Genomic DNA, 23,799 nt, shown 5'->3' with positions numbered 1-23,799 from the left:
CCTGGTGTGCAGTCCGTCCACGAGTGCGAACCGACACAGTCAATTCGCACTGCACCGGGTCACTCACCCCGGTGTGGTTAATTGAATTCCAGAACATGAAGGCTTAGCCAGAGCACGAGTGTGTCCTCAGACTGGTCCAGGTCGATGTTGAACAGTTCGCGTAACCGTTTGAGGCGGTACCGGAGCGTGTTTTGGTGCAAAGACAATTCAGCGGCGGTCCGGGCGGAGTCCCGGGAACAGTCAAGGTAAGTCCGCAGCGTTTTTGCGTACTCTGTTCCTGAGCCGGCGTCGTATTCCGTGATTTTTTCGGCGGCTGCCGATGTGAGGTGAGGTGTCTTGCGGAAATGGGCGGCCAGTTCGAGCAGCGTCAGGCGGCTGCGGACGTCGTGCGCACTCGCATAGGTGATTGAGCTCTGGCCGGAAGCGAGCATGAGCAGGACCAGGTCCGCCTCGTGCCTCGACCTGCCGATGTCCGACGCAGCAGGGACAGCAGACCCGGCCGCTATTCGCAGGTCAACCGCAAGAGATACGCGGGCGCGCTCGGTAAGCCGTCGGGCCAGGGCTCCGACGGGTCCAGACGAGGCGGGGTCAACGTCCGCGAAAAGGGCATAGATGGTGGTTCCCACCAGCACGCAATGCGCCCCTTGGCGGTGGGCTTCGCACTGGGTGGTGACAAGGTCCAGGAGCCGGACCAGTGTCATCTCCGCCGCCTGTCCGATGTCCGGTTGGAAAGCGATGACCGCGAACGGCCCGGAGTTCCGAAGTCCCAGCTGTTCCGCGATCAGTGCCGCGTCGTCGCCACCTTCTAGGAGTCTGCGGAGAAGCTCCGCCCGCTGTTGGCGGGCCAGGTCGTAGGCACTGCGTGCTCGCAGCATATGAAGGGCTGCGATATCCGCAGCCCGTTCCAATGCCTGTTCCGCGACCACGTCCAGGTCACCGTTCGGGTCAACTACCCAGATAGAGCCGAGCGGCTCTTTGCCTGCCCGGACGGCTATGGCCAGCCGGTCGAGGGCCGGACGGACTCCCTCAATGCGGACCGCGCCCTGGGAGCGGAAAACAGAGGCATACTGGCCCGCGTTCTCCGGAAGGTAGGGAACCTGGCGCCCCAGGATGCCCTGACGCCGGTCCTCATCGATCGGCTGGTGGGCGAGGGTCGAGTAGGCGAGCACCTGTTCCTGGAGATTCTCAATGGCCGTGGCGCCGCCAACCATGGCGGCGATGGCGTTGGCCAACGCGAACAGGTCGCCAACGCCCAGCGTGGACAGCGAGTTGCCGGCTTCTGCTGAGGCAGTGAGCGCCGAGTCCAGGAGCGCATCCAACTGGCGCCACCCCATCTCGTCGTCGACCACGAGGAGGGCGATACCCGACTGGTCGGCGACGGCGATGATATGCCCCAGATCCTGGGAATACTGCTTGATGACCAGCGCGCCAAAGCCTGCCGTGGCCGCGCTGCGGACAACGCCGGCTGTTGCTGGTTCTGCAGGGTGAAGTCCAATGCCCAGAAGGATCGCACCCGGCAACCCCTCCAACGGAGTGTGGGGATCGTAAAAAGCGGGGCTGGTCAGGGAGAGCTCCGGCGGCGTGCCGTGGGAGCGGAGCGCCACTGCCGGGCTTGCCAGAAGCCGCAGGAGCCCGTGGAGAGTGATGCTGTCGGGGGTGCCGGAAGAAGTTGCCACGAGGGATAAAGCTAATCTCTCTTGTGGCGGAGCACAAGGCTTCGCATGAAATGTCGTGGTCTGCACCGAAGCCAGCGGCCCGGGGCCCAGCAGATAGTTGACGCATGTCACTTTCACTTGAAGCTGGACCAGTCGCCCGACAGGCCGCAGAGGCAGCAACAGCAGCAGCAGCCAAAGCCGGCGTCCTGGTGGTGGATGAGCATGACCGCGATCAGCTCCGGGACGTCGAAGGTCTCCTCATCGCGATCTGGGGCATGTCCCCCCACGGAGCTCCTATACCGTTCGACCTGTTGCGCAGTATTTCGCATGCAGGGTGCAACGTTTCCGCCGCCTACGATCCGGGAGGGCAACTTTGCGGGGCAGCTGTCGGGATTGTGTCGCCCGGCGGGGCCGCGACTTACTCGCTGATCGCCGGGGTCCTGCCCGGCACCGGCGACAAAGGCGTCGGCTTTGCCCTGAAACAGCACCAGCGGGCCTGGTCGCTGGCACGGGGCATCGAATCGATGACGTGGACTTTCGACCCGCTGGTCAGCAGGAACGCCCGCTTCAACCTGACCAAGCTCGGGGCAGTGGCGTCCGAATATGCCCAGAATTTCTACGGCGAGATGCAGGACGAGATCAACGCCAATGACGAGAGCGACCGGCTGGTCGCAGTCTGGCCGCTGTCGTCGGCGCGAAGCATCGACGCCAGCCACGGCCGAATTCAGGATTTGGAACTGAGCGCTGCCGCGGTAGGAAACGTGCTGGAGTACGGGCCGGATCAACAGCCGGTTCTCCTTGAAGCGGAAGGCACGATCTGGTGCCGGGCACCCCGGGACATTGTCGCGATGAGGGCCACGGCCCCAGATCAGGCCAGCCAGTGGCGGAGCGTGCTCCGCGGGATCCTGGAACCCGCCCTTGCCTCCGGCTATATGGCCTCCGGCGTGACACGCAGCGGCTGGTACCGGCTGACCACAACCGACCAGGCATAACCCACCCCAAAGGAGCACCAATGCGTACCAATTATCGTGCAGTCAAGGCCCGAACAGTCTTCGCCGCTGCCGGGCTGGCCCTCGCCTCAGGACTAACGGCGTGCGGGGCAGGATCAACCTCGGCCGCGGAGGTGAAGACTTTTTCCGCAGCCGATGTCGACCCCGCCGCCGCAGCCGCCCTTCCCGAACGGTACAAGGCCGCCGGGGTAATCAAAGTGGCCTCGGACATCCCGTATCCACCCATGGAGATGTTCGATGAAAATCAGCAACTTACGGGTCTGGACTTCGACCTGGCCCAGGCCCTGGGTGCGAAGCTCGGGGTGAAGCTTGAGCTGCAGACCCAGGCGTTCGACAGCATCATCCCCTCACTGCAGTCGGGCAAGAACGACATCATTATGTCGGGGATGAACGACACCCCCGAGCGGCAGGAATCCCTGGATTTCGTTGACTACTTCCATGCGGGATTCTCCATTGTTGTCCCCGAGGGCAATCCGAAGAACATCACCACAGCCCTTGACCTATGCGACATGGACGTCGCAGTGCAGAAGGCAACCGTTCAGGCCGAAATTCTGCGCAGCTACGACCAGCAGTGCAAAGACAAGGGATCCAGCCCGATCCGCGTTTCGGAACTCCCGCTGGAGACGGACGTGCAGACTGCGGTCCGTTCAGGGAAGGCCTCCGCCGACGTCGTGGACTCGGCAGTGGCGGCGTATGCCGCCAAGACAGCCGGTGACGGCAAGATCTTTGACCTCGTAAAAGACCCGGCTAACCCGGCCGGATACAATCCCGTCCATACCGGAATCGGTGTGCTGAAAAAGGATGCGGAACTCTCCAAAGCCCTGCTGACAGCCCTCCAGGCGCTCATCGCCGACGGCACGTATGACAGCATCCTGGCCAAGTACGACCTCTCCGACTACAGCGTCAAGGAAGCCGGACTGAACCTGGGGGGAACCAAACCATGAAACAGGGCACCACAATAGCGCCGCGGCGGGAAGGACCGGCACCGGCAGGCCCGCACTCCACCGACGGCGCCGGTTCAGATGACGTCGTGGCCGTTCCACTTCGACACCCCTGGCGCTGGGTAGGAGCAGCATTGCTGGGCATCAGCTTCGCAGCTCTGGCATCTTCCCTGTGGGCCAACCCCAACATCGACCACCGGACGATCAGCAGCTACCTTTTTCACCCGCGGATCCTCGGCGGTGTAGGCCTCACACTTATGCTGACCGTGGTCTCCATGGTCGTATCCACCATCCTGGGCGTCCTGCTGGGAGTCATGCGGCTTTCCAGGAATCCCGTGATGAATGCTTTCGCCTGGTTCTACGTCTGGGTCTTCCGGGGTACACCGCTGCTGATCCAGGTCGTTTTTTGGGGCTATCTGGGGCTGCTCTACGCGCAGATCTCCATCGGCGTTCCCTTTACCGACTTCACCGTATTCTCCGTGGACACCAACACGCTGGTGCCTGCGTTCACCGCCGGTCTCCTGGCTATGACCCTGAACCAGGCCGCATACTCGGCCGAGATCATCCGGGGCGGCATGCTCTCCGTCGACACCGGACAGCATGAAGCCGCTTCGTCCCTGGGTATGTCCCCGGCCTTCACCCTCTTCAGGGTGGTGCTCCCGCAAGCGATGCGGGTCATCATTCCGCCGATGGGCAACGAGACGATCTCGATGCTGAAAAACACGTCGTTGCTCTCCGTCATCGCGGTGCTGGAGCTTTACACGGTGGCCACCCAGATCTCCTCCCAGAACCTGCGGCAGGTGGAGCTGCTGGTAGTGGTCAGCTGCTGGTACCTCTTCCTCACCTCGGTGCTGTCCGTTCCCCAGTACTACCTGGAACGCCGCTACGGCAGGGGCAACGCCCGCCAGCAAAGCCCCACCCCCCTCGGCAGGATCCGGGCCGCCCTGCGCAAAACCCCGATCCACGCCGTATCGAAAGGACCCCAGCCATGACCGAGGCATTGGCCTTCCCCCGGCATCAGGAACACCCCGCGCCCGCCCGGCCGCTCCTGGTCGCCACCAACGTCCGTAAGCACTACGGCGGAGTCGAAGTATTGAAAGGCATTTCTCTTTCTGTCAATGCCGGCGAAGTCATGTGCCTCCTCGGCCCGTCCGGCTCCGGCAAGTCCACCTTCCTGCGCTGCATCAACCACCTGGAACGGATCGACGGCGGCAGGATCTCCGTGGGAGGCGAACTGGTCGGCTACGCGCAACGCCAGGACCGGATCTTCGAGATGAACCCCCGCGAAGTGGCAAAGCAACGCAGCGGCATCGGAATGGTGTTCCAGCGCTTCAACCTCTTCCCCCACATGACCGCCCTGGAAAACATCTGGGCAGCCCCGGTGGGGGTCAAGAAAGTACCGAAGCAACATGCCATCAAGCGGGGAATGGAGCTACTGGACCGTGTCGGCCTCGCGCACCTGGCAAAGGCCTATCCCGCGCAACTCTCCGGCGGGCAACAGCAGCGGGTTGCCATCGCCCGGGCCCTGGCGATGGATCCGCAGCTCCTCCTGTTCGATGAGCCCACCAGCGCCCTTGATCCGGAACTGGTCGGCGACGTCCTGGACGTGATGCGCACTCTGGCCGCTGACGGGATGACCATGATTGTCGTCACCCACGAGATCGGCTTCGCCCGCGGCGCCGGGGACAGCGTGGTCTTCATGGACGGCGGCGTTGTGGTGGAATCCGGCGCCCCCGCCGATGTGCTGGACAACCCGCAAAACCCGCGGACAATCGCCTTCCTCGAAAGCGTCATGTAAGCATCCGGTCTCTACAAACCCGGCGCACCAGCGGCGTCCACATCCCACGAACAGTGAGCCCCTCAATGAAAATTTCCCGCGCCACCATCACCCTCATCGATGTTCCCTTGCTGGAACCCTTTGTGGTCTCCTATGCCACCTATGACTCAATGCCGAGCATCATACTGGCCCTCGAAACCGACGACGGAACGATCGGCTACGGCGAAAGTGTCCCGGACGGACACATCACCGGAGAGACGCCCGGGGGAGTGGTCGAGGCACTCAAGACCGAACTCATCCCAGCGATCCTGGGACTGGACCCACGCGACATCACGGCAGTCCACCAGCAACTAAACCGCGCACTCAAGGGCTGCGGTGCCGCGAAAGCGGCTGTCGACATCGCCTGCTGGGACTTGGCCGGAAAAGCTGCTGGCCGGCCGATCTACGCCCTGTTGGGCGGACGCCGGCCCGAACAACCCACCATCGCTAAGGTCCTGAGTATCCTTCCACCAGGGGTCCTCGCCGAGCAGGCAGTCCAGGCCCGAAGCCAGGGTTACCGCCACCTGAAGATGAAACTGGGCGGCGGCGACGGCCTGGACATTGAACGGGTGCGCGCTGTCCGGTCAGCGATCAACGACGACCTGGCCATCCGCGTGGACGCCAACCAAGGCTGGTCCGATCCAGTCACAGCACGGGCCATGATCCGCGCCCTAGAGCCCTACCGGATCGACTGGGTGGAACAGCCGATCCTGGCCGATGACATCGACGGCTTCAAGCTCCTCCGCCAGGACACCAGCACTTGTCTCATGGCCGACGAGTCCGTAGTCCACGCCGGCGACCTGGCCCGATTCGTTCACGACCGATCAGTGGACATGGTGAACCTCAAACTCATGAAAAGCGGCGGCATCACCCCCTGTCACCGCCTGGCCACCCAGGCAGAACTCGGCGGCCTGAAAGTCCAGATCGGCTCCATGCTGGAAACCAGCATCGCCTCCGCCGCCGGATTCCATCTCGCCCTCAACCACCCCAACATCGTCTCCACCGAGCTCTCCGGTCCCATGAAATTCATCAAGGAACCCGGGAACCTCCAGTACGTCCTGCCCGAAGTGCACATCACAGAGGGACCGGGCCTGGGCATCGACGTCGACCGGGACGTTCTGGCGGAACTGACCGTGAGCGAATGCGAAATCAGCCGGTGACCCGCGAAGAGACGCGCCGTCGTCGCCTTCAGGAAATATGGACACACTTGCACAACCACCCCGAACCCAGCATGAAGGAGTACGGCACCTCGAAGTACCTGGCCGAACTGCTGGGAACTGCAGGTTTGACCATCAGCAGGTTCGGGGCCATTCCCGGCTTCACCGCCGATGTTGGACAAGGCACGCCGCGCATCGGCCTTAGGGCAGACATGGACGCCCTGGTGCAGGAAGTATCGGGAAAAGCCGCAGCTGTCCACTCCTGCGGGCACGACGCGAACATGGCAATTGTGGCTACCGTGATGCTCGAACTGGCAGAACAGGCAGACCAGCTGAAATGCGCAGTGCGCGCCATCTTCCAACCAGCCGAGGAACTCGGCAACGGGGCAGACCTCGTGGCAGCCCTCGGCGTAACGGACGACCTGGAGTACCTGTTCGGTGTTCACCTGCGCCCGCAAAGTGAACTTCCGGCCCCCTTCCTGGCCCCGTCCATCTCGCACGGTGCATGCCTCTTTGCGTACGGCACGATCACCGGAGATGACCACCACGGGGCAAGACCGCACCTCGGGGCTAACGCCGTAGAGGTGGCACTCGAAATTTCGGCAGGGCTCAAGCGTCTAAAGGTCGATCCGCAGGTCCCCAGCTCCGCCAAGATGACCCTGCTGCAGGCCGGCGGAGGGAACCTCAATGTCATCCCGGGCAGCGGCACCTTCGGTGTGGACCTTCGAGCCCAAACAAATGAAGCGATGTCGACGCTCCACACGGGCCTCGTCGGGGTGTGCCGGTCAGTGGCCGCCGTAACCGGCTCGGAAATCAACCTCGACTTCCGGGACGCCGTGCCCGCGGCCATCATCGGGATCAAAGCTGAAGATGCCCTCGCATCTGCCATCACCGCGACATTAGGCAGCGATCACCTGCAGTCCGGAATTGTGACCTCAGGATCGGATGACTTCCACTTCTACACCCAAAGGAACCCCGCGCTGCAGGCTGCCATGCTTGCCGTCGGCGCAAACGTCCGACCCGGGCTGCACCACCCCTCCATGACCTTCGAAGCAACCGCGTTGGAGCGCGCCGTCGGCGTCCTCATAGAAGCCTGCAGCCGCGCCGCGGCACCTTCAGCTGTCGTGCGGCCGGTCCGGTCGTAGCCGTAATTTCCCTAGAACAGCGGCCAGGGCACCGCCGACATCTCACCGCTCGGAGCCGGAAACCGCCCTGCCAAGCGCAACCGGGCGCAGCGCGCGGCGAGCGATGCGATTTCTTCGGCGCTGAGCAAGTCCGCCAGGTTTCGGCCCAGCCCACCGTGCAATCCTTCGCTGACACGATCGATGCCGTCGCGTTCCTCGGCGGTTAGAGCGTCTCCCATCCACCCCCACAGCACCGTGCGCAGCTTGTGGTCACGGTGAAAGGTGAGCCCATGGTCCACGCCGTGCCGGTGTCCGTCCGGCATGGCAAGAATGTGGTCGCCTTTGCGGTCGGCGTTGTTGACGACCATGTCGAACACTGCCATGCGTCTGAGCGCCGGCGAGTCTTCGTGAACGAGGGCGACCATCCGCCCGTTCTCATCTCGTCCCTCGAGAACGTGTTTCCAGCCCGTCTCCGGCACGTGGTCCGTCGCGACCAGGTCCACCGCGCTTTGGGCGGGATCTTGCTCCTGCCAGAGCTGCACCATTCCTTCGCCCATCGGACCATCGCGCAGCCAGGTGTGCGGCACGACGTCCCAGCCGAAGACCTGGGAGACCAGGTAGGCGGCCACCTCCCGCTGAGCCAGGGTGCCGTGGGGAAAATCCCACAGCGGACTTTCGCCTGCTATCGGCTTATAGACGACCACCACGTCGCCGATGCTGCCCAGAAATGTAGCGTTTGAAGCCGTCGTGATGCGGCCGGTGAGCGTCAGCTCGGCGGTCACCAGGTCCGGCGCTGGCATCAGACCTCGGGAAGGGTGCAGATGTGCCCGTCGGCATCTATGGGGTAACCGCAGAGCGGGCACGCCGGACGTCCGGCGCCCACGATCTCACGGGTGCGCTTGGCGAATGCGCGGGCGGTGCCGACCGGCATTCGCACCAGCAGCATTTCGGCCTCGTCAGCGCCGTCCTCGTCAAGCGATTCGTCGTCGTCATCAGCATCGACATCGGTGATGGGGTGGGCCTCTATGACGACCTGGGCCGTGGTTGGGTCCCAACCCAGGCTCAGGGCGCCGGTGCGAAACTGCTCCTGAACGGCCTCAAGCTGGTCATTGTCGACAAGTTCAATGGGAGTACTCGTGGGAACGCTGAAAGGGTTGCCCTCGACGGTGATGAGCTGGTCGAGAATTTCGTCGATCTTCTCCGCGAGCAGAGCCGACTGCTGCTTCTCCAGGGCAATACTCACGATCTGCGTCCCTGCGCGCACCTGCAGGTAGAACGTGCGCGCCCCCGGAAGGCCAATGGTGCCAACGACGACGCGATCAGGCCAGGCAAACTCGTGAACACGTGTAGGCATGTCAGTATTTTACGCACATGAGGTTCATGGCGCCTTTTGCCCTGCACCTCCGCCCACCGGCGCATCGCCAGAGTGGATGCCGTTCGACAGCCACGACAGATCACCCGCGTCGGTGTTGGTCGCGTAGACGCTCGGCCGACTAGCGCCGTAGCGCACGATCGATACGGAGGCGGGGCCCACGTTAATACGCTGGAACAGGTCAAGGTGCATGCCGAGCGCGTCGGCGAGGATTGACTTGATGATGTCACCGTGACTCACCGCCACCCACACGGCCGCTGGCCCGTACTCGGCTTCGAAGGCTGCATCGTGGCGTCGAATCGCTGCCACCGACCGAGCCTGCATCGCGGCCATGGATTCACCGCCGGGGAAGACGACGGCGGACGGTTGCGACTGCACAACCGGCCACAAATCCTCGGTCGCGAGATCACTGAGCGTGCGGCCCTGCCACTGGCCGTAATCGCACTCGGTGAGATCGAGATCGACCGGCGCGTACGGCGAGCCAGCCTGGCGATCGAGGATGAGCTGGGCGGTCTGCTGACAACGCTCAAGAGGGCTCGACACCACCCCAACTACGGGCACGGCCGCCAGCCGGTCTCCGGTCAGGGCCGCCTGGTCGCGCCCGATCTGGTCCAGGCTGACGCCGACGGCCCGGCCGGCCAGCAGTCCAGTGGCATTGGCTGTGGTGCGGCCGTGCCGCACGAGAATAACTGTCGCCATCCACCCAGCCTAGCCACCCGCTCGACGGCGGCGTGAACCGTACCGGGTCGCGCGTCGAACTGGAGGCAGATAAAGCACTAGCGGAACCCTTCGACGGTCCTTCGACTCTGGCATCTGCGGAGATTAGCGAACGACTCCACGTTAGCGGCCGGCGAGGATTCAGGAGGCGGTGCCTTCCTCTGACTTGGCCAGCAGTTCTTGAATCGTTGGGTTCGATCACCATAAAGTGATTGCGAACGACAGGCACTTCAGGAGATGACATGTCCCTCGTCCGCGTGCATAACTTCTCGGTCTCCCTCGACGGCTTCGGCACCGGCGAGGGCCAGAAACTGGACGCTCCGTTCGGTCACGCAGGCTCACGGCTGGTGGAGTGGGCTTTCGAGACGCGCACCTTCCGCGAGATGGGCCTCCACGGGGCGTCGGAGGGATCCTTCGGCGTCGACGAGGCGTTCGCCAACACGTGGGGGCGCGGGATCGGCGTGGAGATCATGGGGCGCAACAAGTTCGGCCCTCAACGCGGTCCTTGGGAGGACGAGGAATGGAAGGGATGGTGGGGCGATAACCCTGTCTTCCACACCCCTGTCGTTGTTCTCACGCACCATCCCCGGCCGGTCCTGGAGATGGAAGGCGGAACAACCTTCCATTTCGTGGACGCCGACCCGGTCTCCGCACTCAAGCAAGCCCGCGCCCTGGCCGGTGACCTCGATGTCCGGATCGGTGGCGGCGTCAGCACGGTTCGACAGTTCCTCGAGGCTGACCTGATCGACCACATGCACATCGTCCAGGTGCCGATCGTCCTGGGCCGGGGCGAGCGGCTCTGGGATGGTCTCGAAGGACTCGAACAACGCTTCGAAATCGAAGCGACCCCTTCTCCAGCCGGAGTTCTCCATCTGATCTTCACCCGTCGCGCCGCCCGCTAGGCCGACATGGGGTCGGGTCCTCGCCCTGAGACTACTCGGCGATGTCCTCCGCCCATAGTTCGGCGTGTTCGTCCTGGAATGTGCGCATCATGTCGACGCATCGGGCATCATTCAACACCACCACTTCTACGCCGCGTGAGCGGAGACGTTCGAATTCGCCGGGGAACGTCTCGGCCTCTCCCACTACCACGCGCGGAATCTTCCAGCACCCGATCCGTACGGACGAGTGATCGCTTCGAGGAAATGCCCGTCAGGATCCGCGAAGTAGACGCCACGTCCGCCGTCGTTGTGGTTGATCTGCTGCGGGCGGGACCGTCCCGGGTCTGCCCAGTAGGGGATGCCCTCGGGCTGAATTCTTGCGTAGATTCCGTCAAAATCCTCCTCGGCTGTTTTGACTGCGACCATCTACGTCCAGCGCTCTTGCGGTATCAGGCCTTGGCGATCGGCAGCACCAGCATGTAGCCGGTCGGCAGATCGCTGCTCCAGCGTCGCGGCTCGCGGACGACGAATTGCGTCGCCAACTGTTCGGGGGTCAGCAGGGCGTTGGGGGCGGGGGACGGTCCCCACCGGTCGTCGCCGTAAGGGTAGAGCGGATCCTGGACACGGATTCCGGTAACCGGGAACTCCGGGAACTGATCGGGATCGCCGAGTGACTCGAACCCGCTCATCACCCATACGTGGCGGCCGCGCCACATGACCAGCCCGACCGGCCGATCCGTGTCGGCAATGGCGCGCGCCGCGGTCTGCAGCGCTTCCTCATAGTTGGCGACGCTCACAACGGCGTACGGCCCCATCCCGACGTCGGTCAGCACCTCCGCCCAACCCAAGGGGTTGGCACCGTTGAACGAGTTGAACGACCGTGCCCGGGCCATCTCCCACAGCTCCCCCTGCTGGACGCGATCGGACCACGTGCCGGCCCCGGTGTCGTCGATGAGGTTGTGCATCATCTGGATACTCGCCGCCACACACCAGTCAAACGTGTACTGCGGCACGAAGTCCCCCTCCTGGTAGAGGTTGAGGGCGAACGCCTGGGGCGCCGGGGGCGGCGTGGGAACCGGCGTCGGGGTGGGGGACGGGGACCGGTGAGGAGCGGGGACGTCATCGCGTGCGGTCGGCGGGGCCGAGGATGTCTGGACCGGTGGAACGGTGGTGGCCTCATCGGGTCTGATCGCTGGCGCGCAGGCCGAGAGCAGGATCGCCAGGACGACGAACCAAGCCAGAAGACGGAGCGGGGCACCGTTCATGATCGGTCCAGTTTATCGCGACGCGGCGGGAGTTCGCCGGGGATCGTTGGTGGCTGTTTGTGCTTTTGGGGCGTCAGGATGGACTGAGGCTCACTTGCGCAGCATGATGAAGCCGTGACAACTGATGATGCTGTAATCGGGGAGAGGCCGCGACGGGCAACAACGGCTGACGCGGCTGTGGTTGCGCAGTTGCTTCACGACTTCAACGGCGAGTTTTCGACGCCGAGCCCTGGCGCAGACGTGCTCCGGTCACGGCTGACGCTCCTCTTGGCCGGAGAAGACGTGGCCGTGCTGCTGGTCGGCGAGCCAGCGAGTGGCCTCGCGGTGCTTAGTTTCCGGCCGAACGTCTGGTACGAGGGTCCGGTTGCGATCCTTGACGAACTCTATGTCCGTCCGGACCTGCGTGGTCGTCGTCTGGGCAGCGCTCTCCTGGAGGCTGCATGTGATCTATTACGGGATCGCGGCGGCACGCTCATGGAAATTAACGTCGATGGCGAGGACACGGGGGCACGACGATTCTATGAAGCGCGTGGGTTCACCAACACCGAACTTAACAGCACGGACCCGATGCTGTACTACTACCGGGAGCTCTGAAGCTCAACCCTGGAACGGGCTGCCGACGGCCGGGAAGGCCGGAGCTGCCAGACGCAACGTCCGGGGCAAGCCTTGACGGAGCACAAGCGACGTGATCACCATCCCGCCGTGCCCGGGCCACCCTTGAATGGACCGACGATCTTCGTGGTGATCCAACCGCCGTAGAAGTCACCCTCCTGGGAGGTCACCTGCTCGCCGTTGACCTCGCAGGAGTCCATGTGACCGGGGTAGAGGGCCACCCGGGTACTGAGCGCCTCGAAACCCCGGGCGGGTTCCGGGTAGGTCCAACCTCCACGGGGAACAACGACGCCGCCGGCGACGACGTCGAAGTAGTGCGCTTCGCCCTTGAACTCGCAGAACGTGGTGCCCTCGACCGGGACGAGTGCACCGGCAGGGAAGGCGTCCATGGGCAAGTAGTAGACGGGCGGATGGCTGGTCTCCAGGACGCGCACGGCATCGGTGGTGTCGGCAATCACCTGGCCGCCAAGCCGCACGATGACCCGTTCCGATCGGGGTTCGACCCTTGGCGGCCTTGGGTAGTCCCACACCGATTCTTGACCGGCCTTGGGTTTGATGGGTTGGGGACGCCGGAGGAAGCCGGAAACACCGTGAGCAGGAGTCATGTCTCCATGGTGCCACCTTCCGCTGGGATGCCACCGTGAACGCCGGGTGAAGATGTGCCCGGTCGGTTCCGGCCAGTAACGCCCGGATAACGCACTGGCCGCTAGGTTGGCTCGGGATCTGATGACGATCCATGCGGTCGCGGACTCGGCCATCGGTCCCACGTTCATTCCAATCGAGGCGATACCGGAGTAAGGGCATGGCTGCATTCAGTACCGTGAGGACAGCGCGGAACCTGCCGGTATTGCCGGCAACGGCCTTCGGGAGCTTGGACAGTGAGCCGCTTTTAATCACCGCACTGACCGAACCGAACATCCAGGAGCTCGCCACTACGCGGAGGGTTTCCGCCGACCTGGTGGAGCGTGCCGTTGCGGCCGGAGATGCATGGCCGAAGGTGGCGAGGGACCTGGCCCATGGAAAACCCGAGATCCTCGAGCAGCTGACCCGGTTGTACGCGTCCACATACCGCGTCGGAGACAACCCGTTCCACATCGTTGACGTCGTGCCGGACGGCCCCGTGCTGAGCGGCCGTCCCTTCCAGCTCCGGGTGGAATACGCCAACGCGGCGGAAGCCCCGGCGGTCCTCGCGCGTGTCCGGGTCGGTTGGGCCGGGGAGACGTTCACCGTCGAGCAGGTGCTGGACGAGCGGGGCGGTGAAGGGCGGGTCGGAATCGATTTTGACGACGAGCGCACGCTTCCGGTGGGCCAGGCACAGTTCGACGTGCGGCTCTACCGTGCGGACGGATCGTCATCCGCCTTCACCCGCTCGGTCTTCGTCCTGCCCTCCAACCCGCTCGCCCTGAGCCTCTCGCCAGCCGGCGCCAGGGTGACGGGCACGTGGAGCGCGAGAGGCGACTACCTCCCTGGAACCGACGCTTTCCTCACCGAGGTGGAGTTGACCATCTCCAACGGGGACGCACTGGGCGTGGGGATGCGCCGCCGGGTGGAGTGGGAATTTTGGGATGGTGGCGTCGGCGGGACGCTCGTGGAGAGTGGCGCTTTTGACTGGCCGTCGGTCATCACAGTAGGCGCCAACGGCGTCTGGCGCGGCTTCCTCTCCTTCACGTCCCCGCGCGGCAGCGGCGTCTTCAACAACTACGAACGCAAGGAGGACCTGCTGTTGGTCCTGCGGCTAGTGGCCTCTGACGGCCGTGTCATTTCGGGACAAATCACCTCGCGGGTCATGCTGGCGCTTGGCATCAACATCATCAAAGTAGGCAACTTCGGCACCCAGGAGCATGTGGACCTCTACGCTGCGGTGGACGCGCTGCGGCAGATCCTGGAACGCCGCGACATCACGCTGCGCGGCGTGAACCGGCACATCCTCTCCGACACTCTGGCGGGTGGCTACACCATCCTGGACAGCGAGGACGAGTTCCGGGACATGCTGGAAGACTGGTCGGTGCCCAACGACTTCGTGGACATCTACGTGGTGCGGCAGGTCAACTGGGGCGGCTTCAACGGCTACGCCGGCGACGAGCCGGGCCCGAACACCAAGGGTGGACGCACGGACGGCGTAGCAGCGGACCGCACCGGATTTACCGACGCCTCCGGCACACCGCGGCTCAATGTGGGCATCCTCTCCCAGCTCATCGGCCACGAGATCGGCCATTATCTGGGACTCCCGCACCAGGAAACAACGGACAATCTGATGCGCAGCAACACCGGGGACAGAGGACCTGTCCTGGATTACGACCAGTACCGTAAAGCCTTCCCGCACGGCTACCTGGTCTTTACCTAGGAGGAACCGAGCATGGCCAATGAAGCATTGCTGCCGCCGGAACCGCCCGCGGTCGAGATACCCGGCGGTTCGTCGAGACCGGACCTCTTGGCCGTCGAAGTCGATGAACGGGTCCGGCACCGCATCGACCTGGAGGACCGGCTGATGTCCGCCACCTGCGGGATGGACGGGCAGGGGCGCCGGTGGGATGCCGGGGACCTGGACATGCTCCAAATCATGGTGCGGGAGCGCCTCGACCCGGGGCTCGCGCCGGTGCGGCGGCAGGCGGTTGCCGCGCTCGGCGACCTGGTCAAGCACGGGGAGGCGGACGACGACGCCGTCCGTCACCTCCGCGAGCTGGCTGTGTCCGTGCTGGAGCACGAGGCCTTCCGCGTCGCGGCGCTGTCCGGGTTACCGGAGGATCTCGGCCGGCAACTTGCCGGGCAACTGGTACAGGACCCGTCCCCGCTGGTCCAAGAATGGGCACGGAGAGTGCTCGGCGAGGAACCCGAACGGCGCGGTGTTCCGGGATTTGTTCAAGTGGATACGGAACACCTCCCCGGCGGAGACGGTCTCGGCGGCAGACTTCACCGGCACCACGACTGCTGCTGCGACTGAACGTGGCTGTCCGTAGACGGACCGGGTGAAGGTGATGCGGTGCTGACTGCCAGGTGGCGCAGCGAGACCAGGGCGCTCGAAAGCCTGCGCGTCAGCATGCATCTCGTCTCGCGGCATGTCCGGCTGAAAGACAGCAGGGCAACATTGCAGCCGCGCTTTGGGCGTTCGAAAGGTATCAAGCGAAATTGAAGGAGGACGTGGCCTTGTGCCATCGGAGGCCATTCGGCGTCTCGTTGCGGACATTTCGTCACAACCTGGCCGCAAACAAATGAGAGATTACCGCTAATGCGTGCGCCGCCATAGTCGGCGGTGACGATCTTGCAGAGCAGACTAAGGCAGCCATGCGAAACATCAAGACCGCCCTCGATGCCATCGGGGCTTCCTGGGAAGACGTGTACCGACGCACCATTTACACCCTGCAGCCCACGCAATATGAAACGATCACGGCCGCTATCGAGGAGGTGCAGGGCTCTTCGGACCATCCGGCCCAGACGATTGTCGGCGTCACCTGCCTCGCACTGGACGGCTTGCTGATCGAAATCGAGACCACCGTCGTCCTGCCCGAATAGCAGGCTCAGGTGGCGCCCAATGCTGTCAGGTCATGGCCAAGGCGAAAGGCCAGCGTCTCGACCGGGAATTTTCGCTCGGGGCCGGCGTTGGGTCTGAGTATGAAAGCAATCGTGTACCGTGCCACCGGCGATCCGTCTGTCCTCGAGCTCGTCGACCGCGAGGTCCGCGACCCGGGGCTCGGGGAGGTGCGCGTGCGGATAGTGGTCTCCGCGGTGAACCCCACCGACTGGAAGTCTCGCCGCGGCGCCAGGCCGGGCGAGCCCTTGCCCTTCGCAGAGGTCGTGCCGAACCAAGACGGCGCCGGAGTGGTGGACGCCGTCGGACCCGGCGTCGAGCATCTCCACGTCGGTGACAGGGTCTGGCTGGCCTTGGCAGCCTACCAGCGCGCCGATGGCGGGACAGCGCAGGAGTTCACCGTCCTGCCGGCTGAGCGGGTGTTTCCGCTGCCGGAGAACGCCGGGTTCGACCTCGGCGCAAGCCTGGGCGTTCCCGCGGTCACCGCCCACCGGGCCCTGACCATCGCCGAGGACGGCCCGCGGCGACTGCACCCGGGAGCCTTGGGCGGCAAAGTAGTTCTCGTCGCTGGAGGGGCCGGCGCCGTAGGCCACGCGGCGATCCAGCTCGCCAAGTGGGCCGGCGCCGTTGTGATCACGACCGTGAGCGGACCGGCGAAGGCGGAGCTGGTCACCGCAGCCGGCGCCGATCACGTCATCAATTACCGGGAAACCCACGCGGCCGCGGAGATCCGCCGGATCGCGCCCGAGGGTGTCGACCAGATCGTGGAGGTGGCACCCGCGCAGAACGCGGAACTCGACCTGGCTGTGATCCGCAACCGCGGCTCCATCGCGGTCTACGCCAACAACGGCGGCGATCAGGTGACCCTGGACGTGCGCAGGCACTTCAGCCTCAACGTCCGCTACCAGTTCGTGTTGCTCTACACCGTTGGCACGGCGGCGGTGCACGCCGCCGCCGAGGACATCAATGCGGCCATTGCCGACGGCGCCCTTCCGGTCGGAGAAGCCGCAGGCCTGCCGCTGCATCGCGTTGACCTGGCTGATACGGCTGCGGCCCACGCGGCGGTGGAAGAGAGCATCGTCGGCAAAGTGCTGATTGATGTGTCAGCCGGTTAGGCGATAACGCTTCCGTAGCCGGACCTTTCCTGCCGTGCCGCGGGCGTTCAACTGACGGGAAGCTCTCCTGCGAACAGGGGTGAAATCCGGGATTGCCCAGGGTCCGATTCAGGGGATTCCCCGATCCTTTTGGACTATTAACCGCCCTATTCTGAACGCCGTGACCACAGCAACCGTTATCCGGCATCCCCGTTCTTCGTTCCTCCGCCGCAACTGGCATCACCTGTCCGCGCCAGCCAGAGTCCTCGTCGCCGTCGGCCTGATCATGGCCGCCTCTGCCGTATTCCATACCGTGGTGTTCCTGCAGTCAGGCACTGCTTGGGAAGGCCCGGTCTCGTGGCGCAAGCCGATCACCTTTGGCTTGTCCCTGGCACTCACCGCCATCACGCTCGCCCTCATCGAATCCTGCCTGCGGTTGCGCCCGTTGGCCTCGTGGCTCCTGCTCGGCACTCTCAGCGTCGCGTTTGTGGTCGAGGCCGTGCTGGTGACCATGCAGGCCTGGCGCGGGGTACCCTCGCATTTCAACACCGCCACACCCTTTGACGCCATGGTCTTCTCAGCCATGGGCATGACCGTCATGGTCATCGTTGTCGTGGTCATCAGCCTGGCGATCCTGAGTTTCACTTCAGCCAAACCCGGTGGGCCCGGCCTCACGCTGTCCATCCGGGCCGGCATGGTGCTGCTCGTCGCGGGACAGGTCCTCGGCGCGGCGATCATCAGCGTTGGCGAAGCAGCCGTCGTGTCTGGCAACGAGGCAGCAGTCTTTGGCCCGGAAGGTGTCGTCCTTGGTGCCGCCGGCATTCTCAAATCACCACATGGCATCGCCTTGCATGCCATCGACCAAAGGCCGCGAACACTGTTGTCGTCAGGCCCGAACACCCTGCCGCCTGCACTGCAGCCGGACTAGGATGGCCCCAAATCGAAGGGCGTCCCGAAACGAGCGGAGAACGAGCGATGGATCAGCAGGCGACGGCAGCCCCCGAAACCGGGTACGCCCCTGTCAACGGAATGCAGATGTACTACGAGCTGCATGGTGCCGGCGGCACGCCGCTGCTGTTATTACATGGCGGGCTGTTCGATATCGAGCAGCAATTTGGCGCCTTGCTCCCGGGTCTGTCGGCGGGCCGCCGGGTCATCGCGACGGACTTCCAAGGTCACGGTCGAACCAACGACATCGACCGTCCACTGAACACCCGAGACCTCGCCTCCGACATCGTTGGACTCCTTGAACATCTGGACGTCCGGGAGGTGGATATCTTCGGATTCAGCGTCGGCGGCGCGGTGGCACTGCATCTGGCAGTCAACCGCCCGGACCTGATCCGGAAACTCATCGTCTCGTCCGTGTCATTCCGGCCCGACGGCGATCGGGGCGAAAACGCCGAAGCGGTCGCCGCAATGACCGTGGACATGATTGCCGGCACCCCTATGGAAGAGCGCTATCTGTCGGTGTCGCCGCACCCCGACCACGAGCATTTGCAGGGACTCCTGGACAAACTCGGGCGCTACGACGCGGGCACTACCGGATGGACTGATGATGAGATCCGGGGCATCGCGGCCCCCACCCTGATCACTGTCGGCGATTGCGACATGGTCAAGCTCGAGCACGCGGTGCGGTTCCTGCAGTTGCGCGGGGGAGACGTGAACGGCGACTTTGAGGGCGTACCGGCGTCACAGCTCGCGGTGTTTCCCGGCACGACACATTTCTTCGGGCTCGCGAAGACAGGTCTGGTGCAGGAAGTCGTGAACACCTTTCTGGAACCGCCGCTGCCTTCCGGGTGGCAGGACCGCTGACAGCTAGCGGCTGCTCACCTGACCGAACAGCTTCGCGATGGGGGCGAGCACGAGCGGGCGGGCGGCGTACCACCCGGCTGCCGTGACGGCGATGGCGGCCGCGAAGAGCCAGAACCCGGTCCAGTTCACCTCGTCGGTGCCGCCGAACATGTGGTTCAGGTTGCGCAGCGCACCGGTCGAGAACACCAGGAACACGTGGATGAGAATGAACAGCACGAAAAACAGCATCGTCGGGAAGTGGACCGCGCGCGCAGCCTCCACCGGGTAGATCCTGTTCAGCGTCTTCGCGTTCTTCGGCCAGAACTCGCTCATGCGCACACCCGTGAGCGCCGCCAGCGGGGCCGCGATGAACACCACGAGGAAGTACATGAGCTGCTGCAGGCTGTTGTAGTTCACCCAGCCGTTCTCCACGGGCCATTCGAGTGTCATGTACTGCAGGAGCGCGGAGAGCGCATTCGGGAACACCTCCCAGCTGGTCGGCACGATGCGCATCCAGTGGCCGGAGGCAAACAGCAGGACCACAAAGATAAGACCGTTGGCCAGCCACAAGATGTCGAGCGACTGGTGCAGCCACAGGTTGATGCTGATCTTCTTGCCACCGCCCTTCGGCGTCCAGAACGCAGGCGGCTTCTGCTGGGTGCGCACCTGGTAGCCGGAGCGAATGATGAGCACCATCAGGAAGAAATTCAGGAAGTGTGTCCACTGCGCCCACCACGGGAAGCCCGGCTCGGTGGCCTCGGGCAGGTGGTACTCGCCGGGGTACCTCTCGAGGAACTCCGGCACGCCCGGCAGTGTCGTCACACCGCGCGCGGCGAGCACAAGGATCGCTGCGGCGGCCACGGCGCCGACGGCGAGGAGCACCACACGCCTAATCCACTGGCCCAGGGTGCGCGACCCGTAGAGCCTTGCTTCGGCCTTCGGCCTCGCGGGCTGTGCAGGGGCGACGGACGGTGCCGCCGACGGCGGGGCGGCGGCGGGCGGGGCGGCAGGCACCGCGGGCGCGCCCGCGGTGCCCGGCGGCTCCGCCTCGGCAACGGTCTCCACCACGCTGGCGGTCGGCGTCGTGGTCGGGGCCGGGGTGGTGTCTTCGGAAGTGGCCTGCACGGCAGTGGCGGCAGCGGCCGCCGGAGCAAAGCCGGCCGGCGGCCACGGTTCACCGCCGGGGACGCGGGGAAGCCCGCGGCGAAGCGAAGTGGTTCCCGGCGTCGGTGCGGCGGGTGCGGTGTCCGGAGCAGCGGCAGGCGGCACGGTTGCCGGCACGTCTTGCGCAGCGGCATTTACGGCGGCGGCCGGCGTCGGCGTCTCAGCGGCGGCCGGCGTCGGCAACTCAGCTGCGGCCGGCGTCGGCGTGGAGACCGCGGCGGGAGCCCCGGAAAGTGCCCCTGCCAGAGCCCCGGAGGGAGCCGCCGCCGACATCGGAGCCACGCCCGCGGGCGGCCAGGGCTCGCCGCCCGGCACGCGCGGCAGGCCACGGCGAAGCGGCCGCGGCACCGCGGTGCCAGAGATCACGGCAGGGACCGGTGCGGACACCGCCGTCGTACCCGGTGCCGTTTCCAGGGCAGCGGCGGGAGCAGCGAGGGCGGAGGGAGCAGCGGGGGCGGAGGGGGCGGCGGCCGCTTCCGCGGCGGTGACCGGTTCCACCCCGGAAACAGACTCAGACGGGGCTCCTGCCGTGACGCTGCGTGCGGGCGCCTCGCCTGCCGGAGGCCAGGGGTCACCGCCTTCGACGCGGGGCAGGCCCCGCCGGATGGACCGAGACTGAGCTGCCATCACTACTTCCTCCGGGCCTCAAGGGCGCTGATCAGCTGGGGTACAACCGTGAAGAGGTCGCCCACCACCCCGAAGTCGGCGATCTCGAAGATCGGCGCGTCTCCGTCCTTGTTGATGGCGACGATCGTCTTCGCGGTCTGCATGCCGGCCCGGTGCTGGATCGCGCCGGAGATGCCCAGCGCGATGTACAGCTGTGATGACACGGAAACGCCGGTCTGGCCGACCTGATGCGATTGAGGGATGTAGCCGGCATCCACCGCGGCACGCGAAGCACCAACGGCGGCACCGAGGGTATCGGCGAGCTGTTCAACGAGGGCGAACTGTTCCTCCGACCCGAGGCCGCGGCCGCCCGCGACAACCTTCGCGGCGCCACGCAGCTCCGGCCGCGAGGTGGCAACAACTTCTTCGTCGAACGAGTCGATCCGCGCGGCCGGCTTCCCGGAGGGCGTCACCGCCAGGGTCTCCGACGCCGGCGGCTGGGCCGCTGCGCGCGCCTCGATGGAGCCCTGTCGGACCGTGATGACGGGCGCCCCGAACGTGGACGTTGACGTCACGTTGTAGGCGCCGCCGTAGACGGAGTGGTGTGCCACGACGCCCTCGTCGTCACGTGAGACGCCGATCGCATCGACGGAAACCGCTGCTTGCGAGCGGGCGGCGTAGCGGCCGGCAAGGTCGCGCCCGTTCAGGGAATGCGATATCAGGATCGCGTCCGGCTGCACCTGCTCGGCGGCGGCGGCAAGGGCGTCAACGCCCTGCACGCCGAGCGCGGAAGGATCCGGAGTCTCGGCGATCAGTACGTGCGCGGCACCGGAGGCCGCGGCCTCCGCGGCGGCGGCGCTCCCGGCGCCGGGGGAGGCGAGCACCAGGGCAATTGGCGTGCCGGCTGCGGCGGCAGCGCCGAAGAGTCCGGGGGCTGCCTTCTCGAGTTCACCGGAAGCCTGGGTTTCGACGACGACGAGGATGGCGTCACGAGGGAATTCAGTCATGTCGTTGTTCCTTACGCCAGTCGGTTTTCGATGAGGAAGTCAGCGAGCTTCTCGCCGGCATCACCCTCGTCAATGATCTTGACGCCCGCCGCGCGCGGGGGCTTCTCTGCCACGGTCAGCATGATCGAACGCGCCGTGTCCGGGTTGTCGGCCGTGACCCCGAGGTCTGCGAGGGTCAGTACCTCGACGGGCTTCTTCTTCGCGGCCATAATGCCTTTGAAGTTCGGGAAGCGCGGCCCGGGGAGCGCCTCGGTAATGGAAATTACCGCGGGCAGGGTCGCTGATACCTGCTGCACGCCGGATTCAACGGGCCGGGAGCCGGACACCTCGCCGTCGCTGATCTGTACGGAGCTGAGGCCGCTGGCAAGCGGCACATCAAGCAATTCTGCAAGCATGGCGGGAATCATGCCGCCGGATCCGTCGGTGGAGACGTTGCCGGTGATCACAAGGTCAAACTCCACGCGACGGATCGCGGCGGCGAGGGTTTCGGCGGTGAGCCCAAGATCCGCACCCCGGAGCGCCTCGTCGGAGATGTGGGTGGCGCTGCCCGCGCCCATGGCGAGCCCCTTGCGTATTGTTGCGGTGGCACCCTCGGGGGCCAGGGATAGGACTGTGACCTCCGTGCCCGCGTTCGCGTCGGCGTATGTCAGTGCCAGCTCCAACGCCCGCTCACCGATCTCATCAATGACTGCCTCGCTGGCTTCCCGGTCGGCCAGGCCTGTTTCAAGGTTCAGTTTTCGGTCCCCGTACGTGTCGGGGACCTCCTTGACTAGGACGATAATCTTCATCGATGGCTCTTCCTGTGGCGGGCTTGTCTCAATAGGGGAGACATGGGATCTCCAATGAGTCTACGAAAGTGCAGCCCTTCCTGGCGCACAGAGCCCGTGTCGTGACGTGAAGTAACTGATCCTGGTCCTGGCGGTGCCCGTGTCGAAGGTCGTCAGGGACATGGCGGCTTTACGAAGCAGAGGACGGCGTTGCGGATTAGATTGGTGGTTGTTTCTCGTGCCTCGCGGACGCATCAGCACCCCCTAATGTGCCGTTCTGGCGTGCCGGATTTCGTTATAGACCAGTTATGGTCCTGTCTCTGAAAAAGCTCCGACACAGCAATTATTACCGTCTAGTCTTTGCCTCATGCCGCTGGTCCCGATATGTGGGCTGTTCAGGGGCAGACGCTGCGCTATTACGCGCCTTTCAGGGGGAAATAGAAACCTGACGTCCAAACGCTTAAGACTCTGTAGTGCCGTGACTATGGCCGGTCTGACTCTCAGTCTTGTGCTTTCAGCCTGTGGTGCCCAGCCGGCAAAGAATGTGACAGCGCAGAGTGCGGCCCCCAGTCTGAGCGCCTCTGCGACAGCTTCTCCCAGCACCGACGTGCCTTCCCCTGAAGTCCCCGCCCCGCCAGCTGCGCCAGCCGCGCCGGTCCAGCCAGCTCTAAAAACCTTCACATTTGCCGATGGACACATCTCCTTCTCCTACCCGGATTCCTGGTCAGTCAGGACGCAGCGGGGGCCGGGCCAGGAGGGCCATCCCTGGCAGCCCGTTGAAGCGATCGTCTCGGACCGCACCGGCGCCGACCTCTTCAGCGTCTCAAGCGGCGCAAATGGCATCGGCTGCTCGGCGGGACCCGTGAACCGTACGGTGTTCGATAAGGCACCCGCCCCCGGAATGCGCGAAGTTGACGGCACCGCGCCGATGTTCGGATTTATTGTGGAAAGGAGTGGCGGCGATGACTCGTACTTCATGGCGGTCATGAACCCCCGCAATCTGGAGGAAGGGGACGTCTCGTCGCAATGCACGTTACTCAAAATGGGAAACGGCGCCGCGCAGAACCGGGTCATCTTCAACCAGTCGGTCTACCCCAACCCAGTGCCGGGTTTCCTGAGCCGCCAAGCGGCGAAATCGTGGATGGCCACCGGGCAGTACGCGCAGCTCAAGGCCCTGATGCTGAGCCTGAAGTACTCCTAGCGGTCCTCTCAAAGTGACGACACCGCTGCTGACAGGGAGGGGGCGGTCAGGGACTTCGTGCGGCGTCGGCAGCGACCTGCGCGATGTGGCCTG

The 23,799-nt window shown here is 64.9% G+C and carries 24 protein-coding genes and 1 pseudogene; 15 read left to right on the top strand and 10 right to left on the bottom strand.

The genetic code is table 11. The features are described from left to right. Nucleotides 1-77: 77 nt before the first annotated feature. Entirely contained in the window at nt 78-1,676 is a 1,599-nt protein-coding gene (locus tag ABIC21_RS02150) for a PucR family transcriptional regulator (protein WP_354348784.1), read from the bottom strand. A 104-nt stretch (nt 1,677-1,780) separates the two neighbouring features. On the opposite strand from ABIC21_RS02150, the gene ABIC21_RS02145 reads away from it, so the two are divergent. The 6 genes from ABIC21_RS02145 to ABIC21_RS02120 all read left to right on the top strand — a co-directional run bounded on the left by ABIC21_RS02145 (nt 1,781) and on the right by ABIC21_RS02120 (nt 7,724). Then, nucleotides 1,781-2,647, top strand: coding sequence for a hypothetical protein (locus ABIC21_RS02145; protein ID WP_354348783.1), 867 nt, complete (start codon nt 1,781-1,783; stop codon nt 2,645-2,647). A 20-nt stretch (nt 2,648-2,667) separates the two neighbouring features. After that, nucleotides 2,668-3,609, top strand: coding sequence for an ABC transporter substrate-binding protein (locus ABIC21_RS02140; RefSeq protein WP_354348782.1), 942 nt, complete (start codon nt 2,668-2,670; stop codon nt 3,607-3,609). Continuing rightward, nucleotides 3,606-4,598 carry an amino acid ABC transporter permease gene (locus ABIC21_RS02135; protein ID WP_354348781.1) on the top strand — a complete coding sequence of 331 codons (993 nt, stop codon included), beginning with the start codon at nt 3,606-3,608 and terminating at the stop codon, nt 4,596-4,598. The genes ABIC21_RS02140 and ABIC21_RS02135 overlap by 4 nt, the downstream gene beginning before the upstream one ends. Further along, nucleotides 4,595-5,404: an amino acid ABC transporter ATP-binding protein gene (locus ABIC21_RS02130; protein ID WP_354348780.1), complete on the top strand. Its 810-nt coding sequence runs from the start codon at nt 4,595-4,597 to the stop codon at nt 5,402-5,404. Before ABIC21_RS02135 ends, ABIC21_RS02130 begins: the two co-directional genes overlap by 4 nt. Before the next feature lie 65 nt (nt 5,405-5,469). Next, nucleotides 5,470-6,582 carry a mandelate racemase/muconate lactonizing enzyme family protein gene (locus ABIC21_RS02125; protein WP_354348779.1) on the top strand — a complete coding sequence of 371 codons (1,113 nt, stop codon included), beginning with the start codon at nt 5,470-5,472 and terminating at the stop codon, nt 6,580-6,582. After that, on the top strand, nt 6,564-7,724 hold the full coding sequence (locus ABIC21_RS02120) for an amidohydrolase (protein WP_354348778.1): 1,161 nt from the start codon (nt 6,564-6,566) through the stop codon (nt 7,722-7,724). Before ABIC21_RS02125 ends, ABIC21_RS02120 begins: the two co-directional genes overlap by 19 nt. 11 nt (nt 7,725-7,735) lie before the next feature. On the opposite strand, the gene ABIC21_RS02115 is transcribed toward ABIC21_RS02120, so the two are convergent. From ABIC21_RS02115 to ABIC21_RS02105, 3 genes are read right to left on the bottom strand one after another with little or no spacing between them, the layout of a single operon-like run. Next, complete coding sequence (locus tag ABIC21_RS02115) at nt 7,736-8,503, bottom strand: SCO1664 family protein (protein WP_354348777.1); 768 nt, start codon at nt 8,501-8,503, stop codon at nt 7,736-7,738. Continuing rightward, nucleotides 8,503-9,057: a DUF3090 domain-containing protein gene (locus ABIC21_RS02110; protein ID WP_354348776.1), complete on the bottom strand. Its 555-nt coding sequence runs from the start codon at nt 9,055-9,057 to the stop codon at nt 8,503-8,505. The genes ABIC21_RS02115 and ABIC21_RS02110 overlap by 1 nt, the downstream gene beginning before the upstream one ends. 24 nt (nt 9,058-9,081) lie before the next feature. Then, nucleotides 9,082-9,774, bottom strand: a complete 693-nt coding sequence (locus tag ABIC21_RS02105) for an MSMEG_4193 family putative phosphomutase (RefSeq protein ID WP_354348775.1) — start codon at nt 9,772-9,774, stop codon at nt 9,082-9,084. 260 nt (nt 9,775-10,034) lie between these two features. Between ABIC21_RS02105 and ABIC21_RS02100 the strand changes: the two genes are divergently transcribed. Further along, nucleotides 10,035-10,694 (top strand): dihydrofolate reductase family protein, encoded by a 660-nt coding sequence (locus tag ABIC21_RS02100; protein ID WP_354348774.1) that lies wholly within the window; start codon nt 10,035-10,037, stop codon nt 10,692-10,694. A gap of 31 nt (nt 10,695-10,725) precedes the next feature. On the opposite strand, the pseudogene ABIC21_RS02095 reads toward ABIC21_RS02100, so the two are convergent. After that, nucleotides 10,726-10,899 (bottom strand): annotated as a pseudogene (locus tag ABIC21_RS02095) (nucleoside deaminase); the annotation flags it as partial. Between the two features lie 223 nt (nt 10,900-11,122). Next, entirely contained in the window at nt 11,123-11,938 is an 816-nt protein-coding gene (locus tag ABIC21_RS02090; RefSeq protein ID WP_354348773.1) for a hypothetical protein, read from the bottom strand. 135 nt (nt 11,939-12,073) lie between these two features. On the opposite strand from ABIC21_RS02090, the gene ABIC21_RS02085 reads away from it, so the two are divergent. Beyond that, nucleotides 12,074-12,532 (top strand): GNAT family N-acetyltransferase, encoded by a 459-nt coding sequence (locus ABIC21_RS02085; protein ID WP_354349060.1) that lies wholly within the window; start codon nt 12,074-12,076, stop codon nt 12,530-12,532. 95 nt (nt 12,533-12,627) lie between these two features. Here the strand turns inward: ABIC21_RS02085 and ABIC21_RS02080 are convergent, their stop codons facing one another. Further along, complete coding sequence (locus ABIC21_RS02080; RefSeq protein WP_354348772.1) at nt 12,628-13,155, bottom strand: DUF427 domain-containing protein; 528 nt, start codon at nt 13,153-13,155, stop codon at nt 12,628-12,630. A 197-nt stretch (nt 13,156-13,352) separates the two neighbouring features. Here ABIC21_RS02080 and ABIC21_RS02075 point away from each other — a divergent pair, with 197 nt between their 5' ends. The 6 genes from ABIC21_RS02075 (at nt 13,353) to ABIC21_RS02050 (ending at nt 18,982) form a co-directional block, all read left to right on the top strand. Further along, complete coding sequence (locus ABIC21_RS02075; RefSeq protein WP_354348771.1) at nt 13,353-14,894, top strand: hypothetical protein; 1,542 nt, start codon at nt 13,353-13,355, stop codon at nt 14,892-14,894. A gap of 12 nt (nt 14,895-14,906) precedes the next feature. Then, nucleotides 14,907-15,491, top strand: a complete 585-nt coding sequence (locus ABIC21_RS02070; RefSeq protein WP_354348770.1) for a HEAT repeat domain-containing protein — start codon at nt 14,907-14,909, stop codon at nt 15,489-15,491. 275 nt (nt 15,492-15,766) lie between these two features. Then, nucleotides 15,767-16,060, top strand: coding sequence for a RidA family protein (locus ABIC21_RS02065; RefSeq protein WP_354349059.1), 294 nt, complete (start codon nt 15,767-15,769; stop codon nt 16,058-16,060). 99 nt (nt 16,061-16,159) lie between these two features. Then, nucleotides 16,160-17,191 carry an NADPH:quinone reductase gene (locus tag ABIC21_RS02060; protein ID WP_354348769.1) on the top strand — a complete coding sequence of 344 codons (1,032 nt, stop codon included), beginning with the start codon at nt 16,160-16,162 and terminating at the stop codon, nt 17,189-17,191. A gap of 160 nt (nt 17,192-17,351) precedes the next feature. After that, nucleotides 17,352-18,098, top strand: a complete 747-nt coding sequence (locus ABIC21_RS02055) for a hypothetical protein (protein WP_354348768.1) — start codon at nt 17,352-17,354, stop codon at nt 18,096-18,098. A gap of 47 nt (nt 18,099-18,145) precedes the next feature. Beyond that, nucleotides 18,146-18,982 carry an alpha/beta fold hydrolase gene (locus ABIC21_RS02050; RefSeq protein ID WP_354348767.1) on the top strand — a complete coding sequence of 279 codons (837 nt, stop codon included), beginning with the start codon at nt 18,146-18,148 and terminating at the stop codon, nt 18,980-18,982. 3 nt (nt 18,983-18,985) lie between these two features. Here ABIC21_RS02050 and ABIC21_RS02045 read toward each other — a convergent pair whose 3' ends face one another. Genes ABIC21_RS02045 through ABIC21_RS02035 form a run of 3 tightly spaced genes read right to left on the bottom strand, consistent with a single transcriptional unit; the run spans nt 18,986 to nt 22,526 of the window. Then, on the bottom strand, nt 18,986-20,752 hold the full coding sequence (locus ABIC21_RS02045; protein ID WP_354348766.1) for a cytochrome b/b6 domain-containing protein: 1,767 nt from the start codon (nt 20,750-20,752) through the stop codon (nt 18,986-18,988). Between the two features lie 2 nt (nt 20,753-20,754). Continuing rightward, complete coding sequence (locus ABIC21_RS02040; protein WP_354348765.1) at nt 20,755-21,738, bottom strand: electron transfer flavoprotein subunit alpha/FixB family protein; 984 nt, start codon at nt 21,736-21,738, stop codon at nt 20,755-20,757. Nucleotides 21,739-21,749: 11 nt separating this feature from the next. Continuing rightward, nucleotides 21,750-22,526, bottom strand: coding sequence for an electron transfer flavoprotein subunit beta/FixA family protein (locus ABIC21_RS02035; RefSeq protein WP_354348764.1), 777 nt, complete (start codon nt 22,524-22,526; stop codon nt 21,750-21,752). Nucleotides 22,527-22,989: 463 nt separating this feature from the next. Between ABIC21_RS02035 and ABIC21_RS02030 the strand changes: the two genes are divergently transcribed. Beyond that, complete coding sequence (locus ABIC21_RS02030) at nt 22,990-23,706, top strand: hypothetical protein (RefSeq protein ID WP_354348763.1); 717 nt, start codon at nt 22,990-22,992, stop codon at nt 23,704-23,706. The last annotated feature ends 93 nt before the right edge of the window (nt 23,707-23,799 follow it).

This window comes from Pseudarthrobacter sp. PvP090, from assembly GCF_040547365.1.
GTDB lineage: Bacteria > Actinomycetota > Actinomycetes > Actinomycetales > Micrococcaceae > Arthrobacter.
Note: the sequence above shows the minus strand (reverse complement) of the source record. Positions and strands in the feature narration are given on the sequence as shown.

What these genes read in the sequence shown, in the direction of transcription:
- ABIC21_RS02045 (WP_354348766.1), bottom strand. Translation starts at nt 20,752, where the DNA reads ATGGCAGCTCAGTCTCGGTCCATCCGGCGGGGCCTGCCCCGCGTCGAA.
- ABIC21_RS02040 (WP_354348765.1), bottom strand. Translation starts at nt 21,738, where the DNA reads ATGACTGAATTCCCTCGTGACGCCATCCTCGTCGTCGTCGAAACCCAG.
- ABIC21_RS02145 (WP_354348783.1), top strand. Translation starts at nt 1,781, where the DNA reads ATGTCACTTTCACTTGAAGCTGGACCAGTCGCCCGACAGGCCGCAGAG.
- ABIC21_RS02060 (WP_354348769.1), top strand. Translation starts at nt 16,160, where the DNA reads ATGAAAGCAATCGTGTACCGTGCCACCGGCGATCCGTCTGTCCTCGAG.
- ABIC21_RS02130 (WP_354348780.1), top strand. Translation starts at nt 4,595, where the DNA reads ATGACCGAGGCATTGGCCTTCCCCCGGCATCAGGAACACCCCGCGCCC.
- ABIC21_RS02125 (WP_354348779.1), top strand. Translation starts at nt 5,470, where the DNA reads ATGAAAATTTCCCGCGCCACCATCACCCTCATCGATGTTCCCTTGCTG.
- ABIC21_RS02120 (WP_354348778.1), top strand. Translation starts at nt 6,564, where the DNA reads ATGCGAAATCAGCCGGTGACCCGCGAAGAGACGCGCCGTCGTCGCCTT.
- ABIC21_RS02110 (WP_354348776.1), bottom strand. Translation starts at nt 9,057, where the DNA reads ATGCCTACACGTGTTCACGAGTTTGCCTGGCCTGATCGCGTCGTCGTT.
- ABIC21_RS02140 (WP_354348782.1), top strand. Translation starts at nt 2,668, where the DNA reads ATGCGTACCAATTATCGTGCAGTCAAGGCCCGAACAGTCTTCGCCGCT.
- ABIC21_RS02070 (WP_354348770.1), top strand. Translation starts at nt 14,907, where the DNA reads ATGGCCAATGAAGCATTGCTGCCGCCGGAACCGCCCGCGGTCGAGATA.
- ABIC21_RS02100 (WP_354348774.1), top strand. Translation starts at nt 10,035, where the DNA reads ATGTCCCTCGTCCGCGTGCATAACTTCTCGGTCTCCCTCGACGGCTTC.
- ABIC21_RS02030 (WP_354348763.1), top strand. Translation starts at nt 22,990, where the DNA reads ATGGCCGGTCTGACTCTCAGTCTTGTGCTTTCAGCCTGTGGTGCCCAG.
- ABIC21_RS02080 (WP_354348772.1), bottom strand. Translation starts at nt 13,155, where the DNA reads ATGACTCCTGCTCACGGTGTTTCCGGCTTCCTCCGGCGTCCCCAACCC.
- ABIC21_RS02105 (WP_354348775.1), bottom strand. Translation starts at nt 9,774, where the DNA reads ATGGCGACAGTTATTCTCGTGCGGCACGGCCGCACCACAGCCAATGCC.
- ABIC21_RS02075 (WP_354348771.1), top strand. Translation starts at nt 13,353, where the DNA reads ATGGCTGCATTCAGTACCGTGAGGACAGCGCGGAACCTGCCGGTATTG.
- ABIC21_RS02035 (WP_354348764.1), bottom strand. Translation starts at nt 22,526, where the DNA reads ATGAAGATTATCGTCCTAGTCAAGGAGGTCCCCGACACGTACGGGGAC.
- ABIC21_RS02050 (WP_354348767.1), top strand. Translation starts at nt 18,146, where the DNA reads ATGGATCAGCAGGCGACGGCAGCCCCCGAAACCGGGTACGCCCCTGTC.
- ABIC21_RS02135 (WP_354348781.1), top strand. Translation starts at nt 3,606, where the DNA reads ATGAAACAGGGCACCACAATAGCGCCGCGGCGGGAAGGACCGGCACCG.
- ABIC21_RS02090 (WP_354348773.1), bottom strand. Translation starts at nt 11,938, where the DNA reads ATGAACGGTGCCCCGCTCCGTCTTCTGGCTTGGTTCGTCGTCCTGGCG.
- ABIC21_RS02115 (WP_354348777.1), bottom strand. Translation starts at nt 8,503, where the DNA reads ATGCCAGCGCCGGACCTGGTGACCGCCGAGCTGACGCTCACCGGCCGC.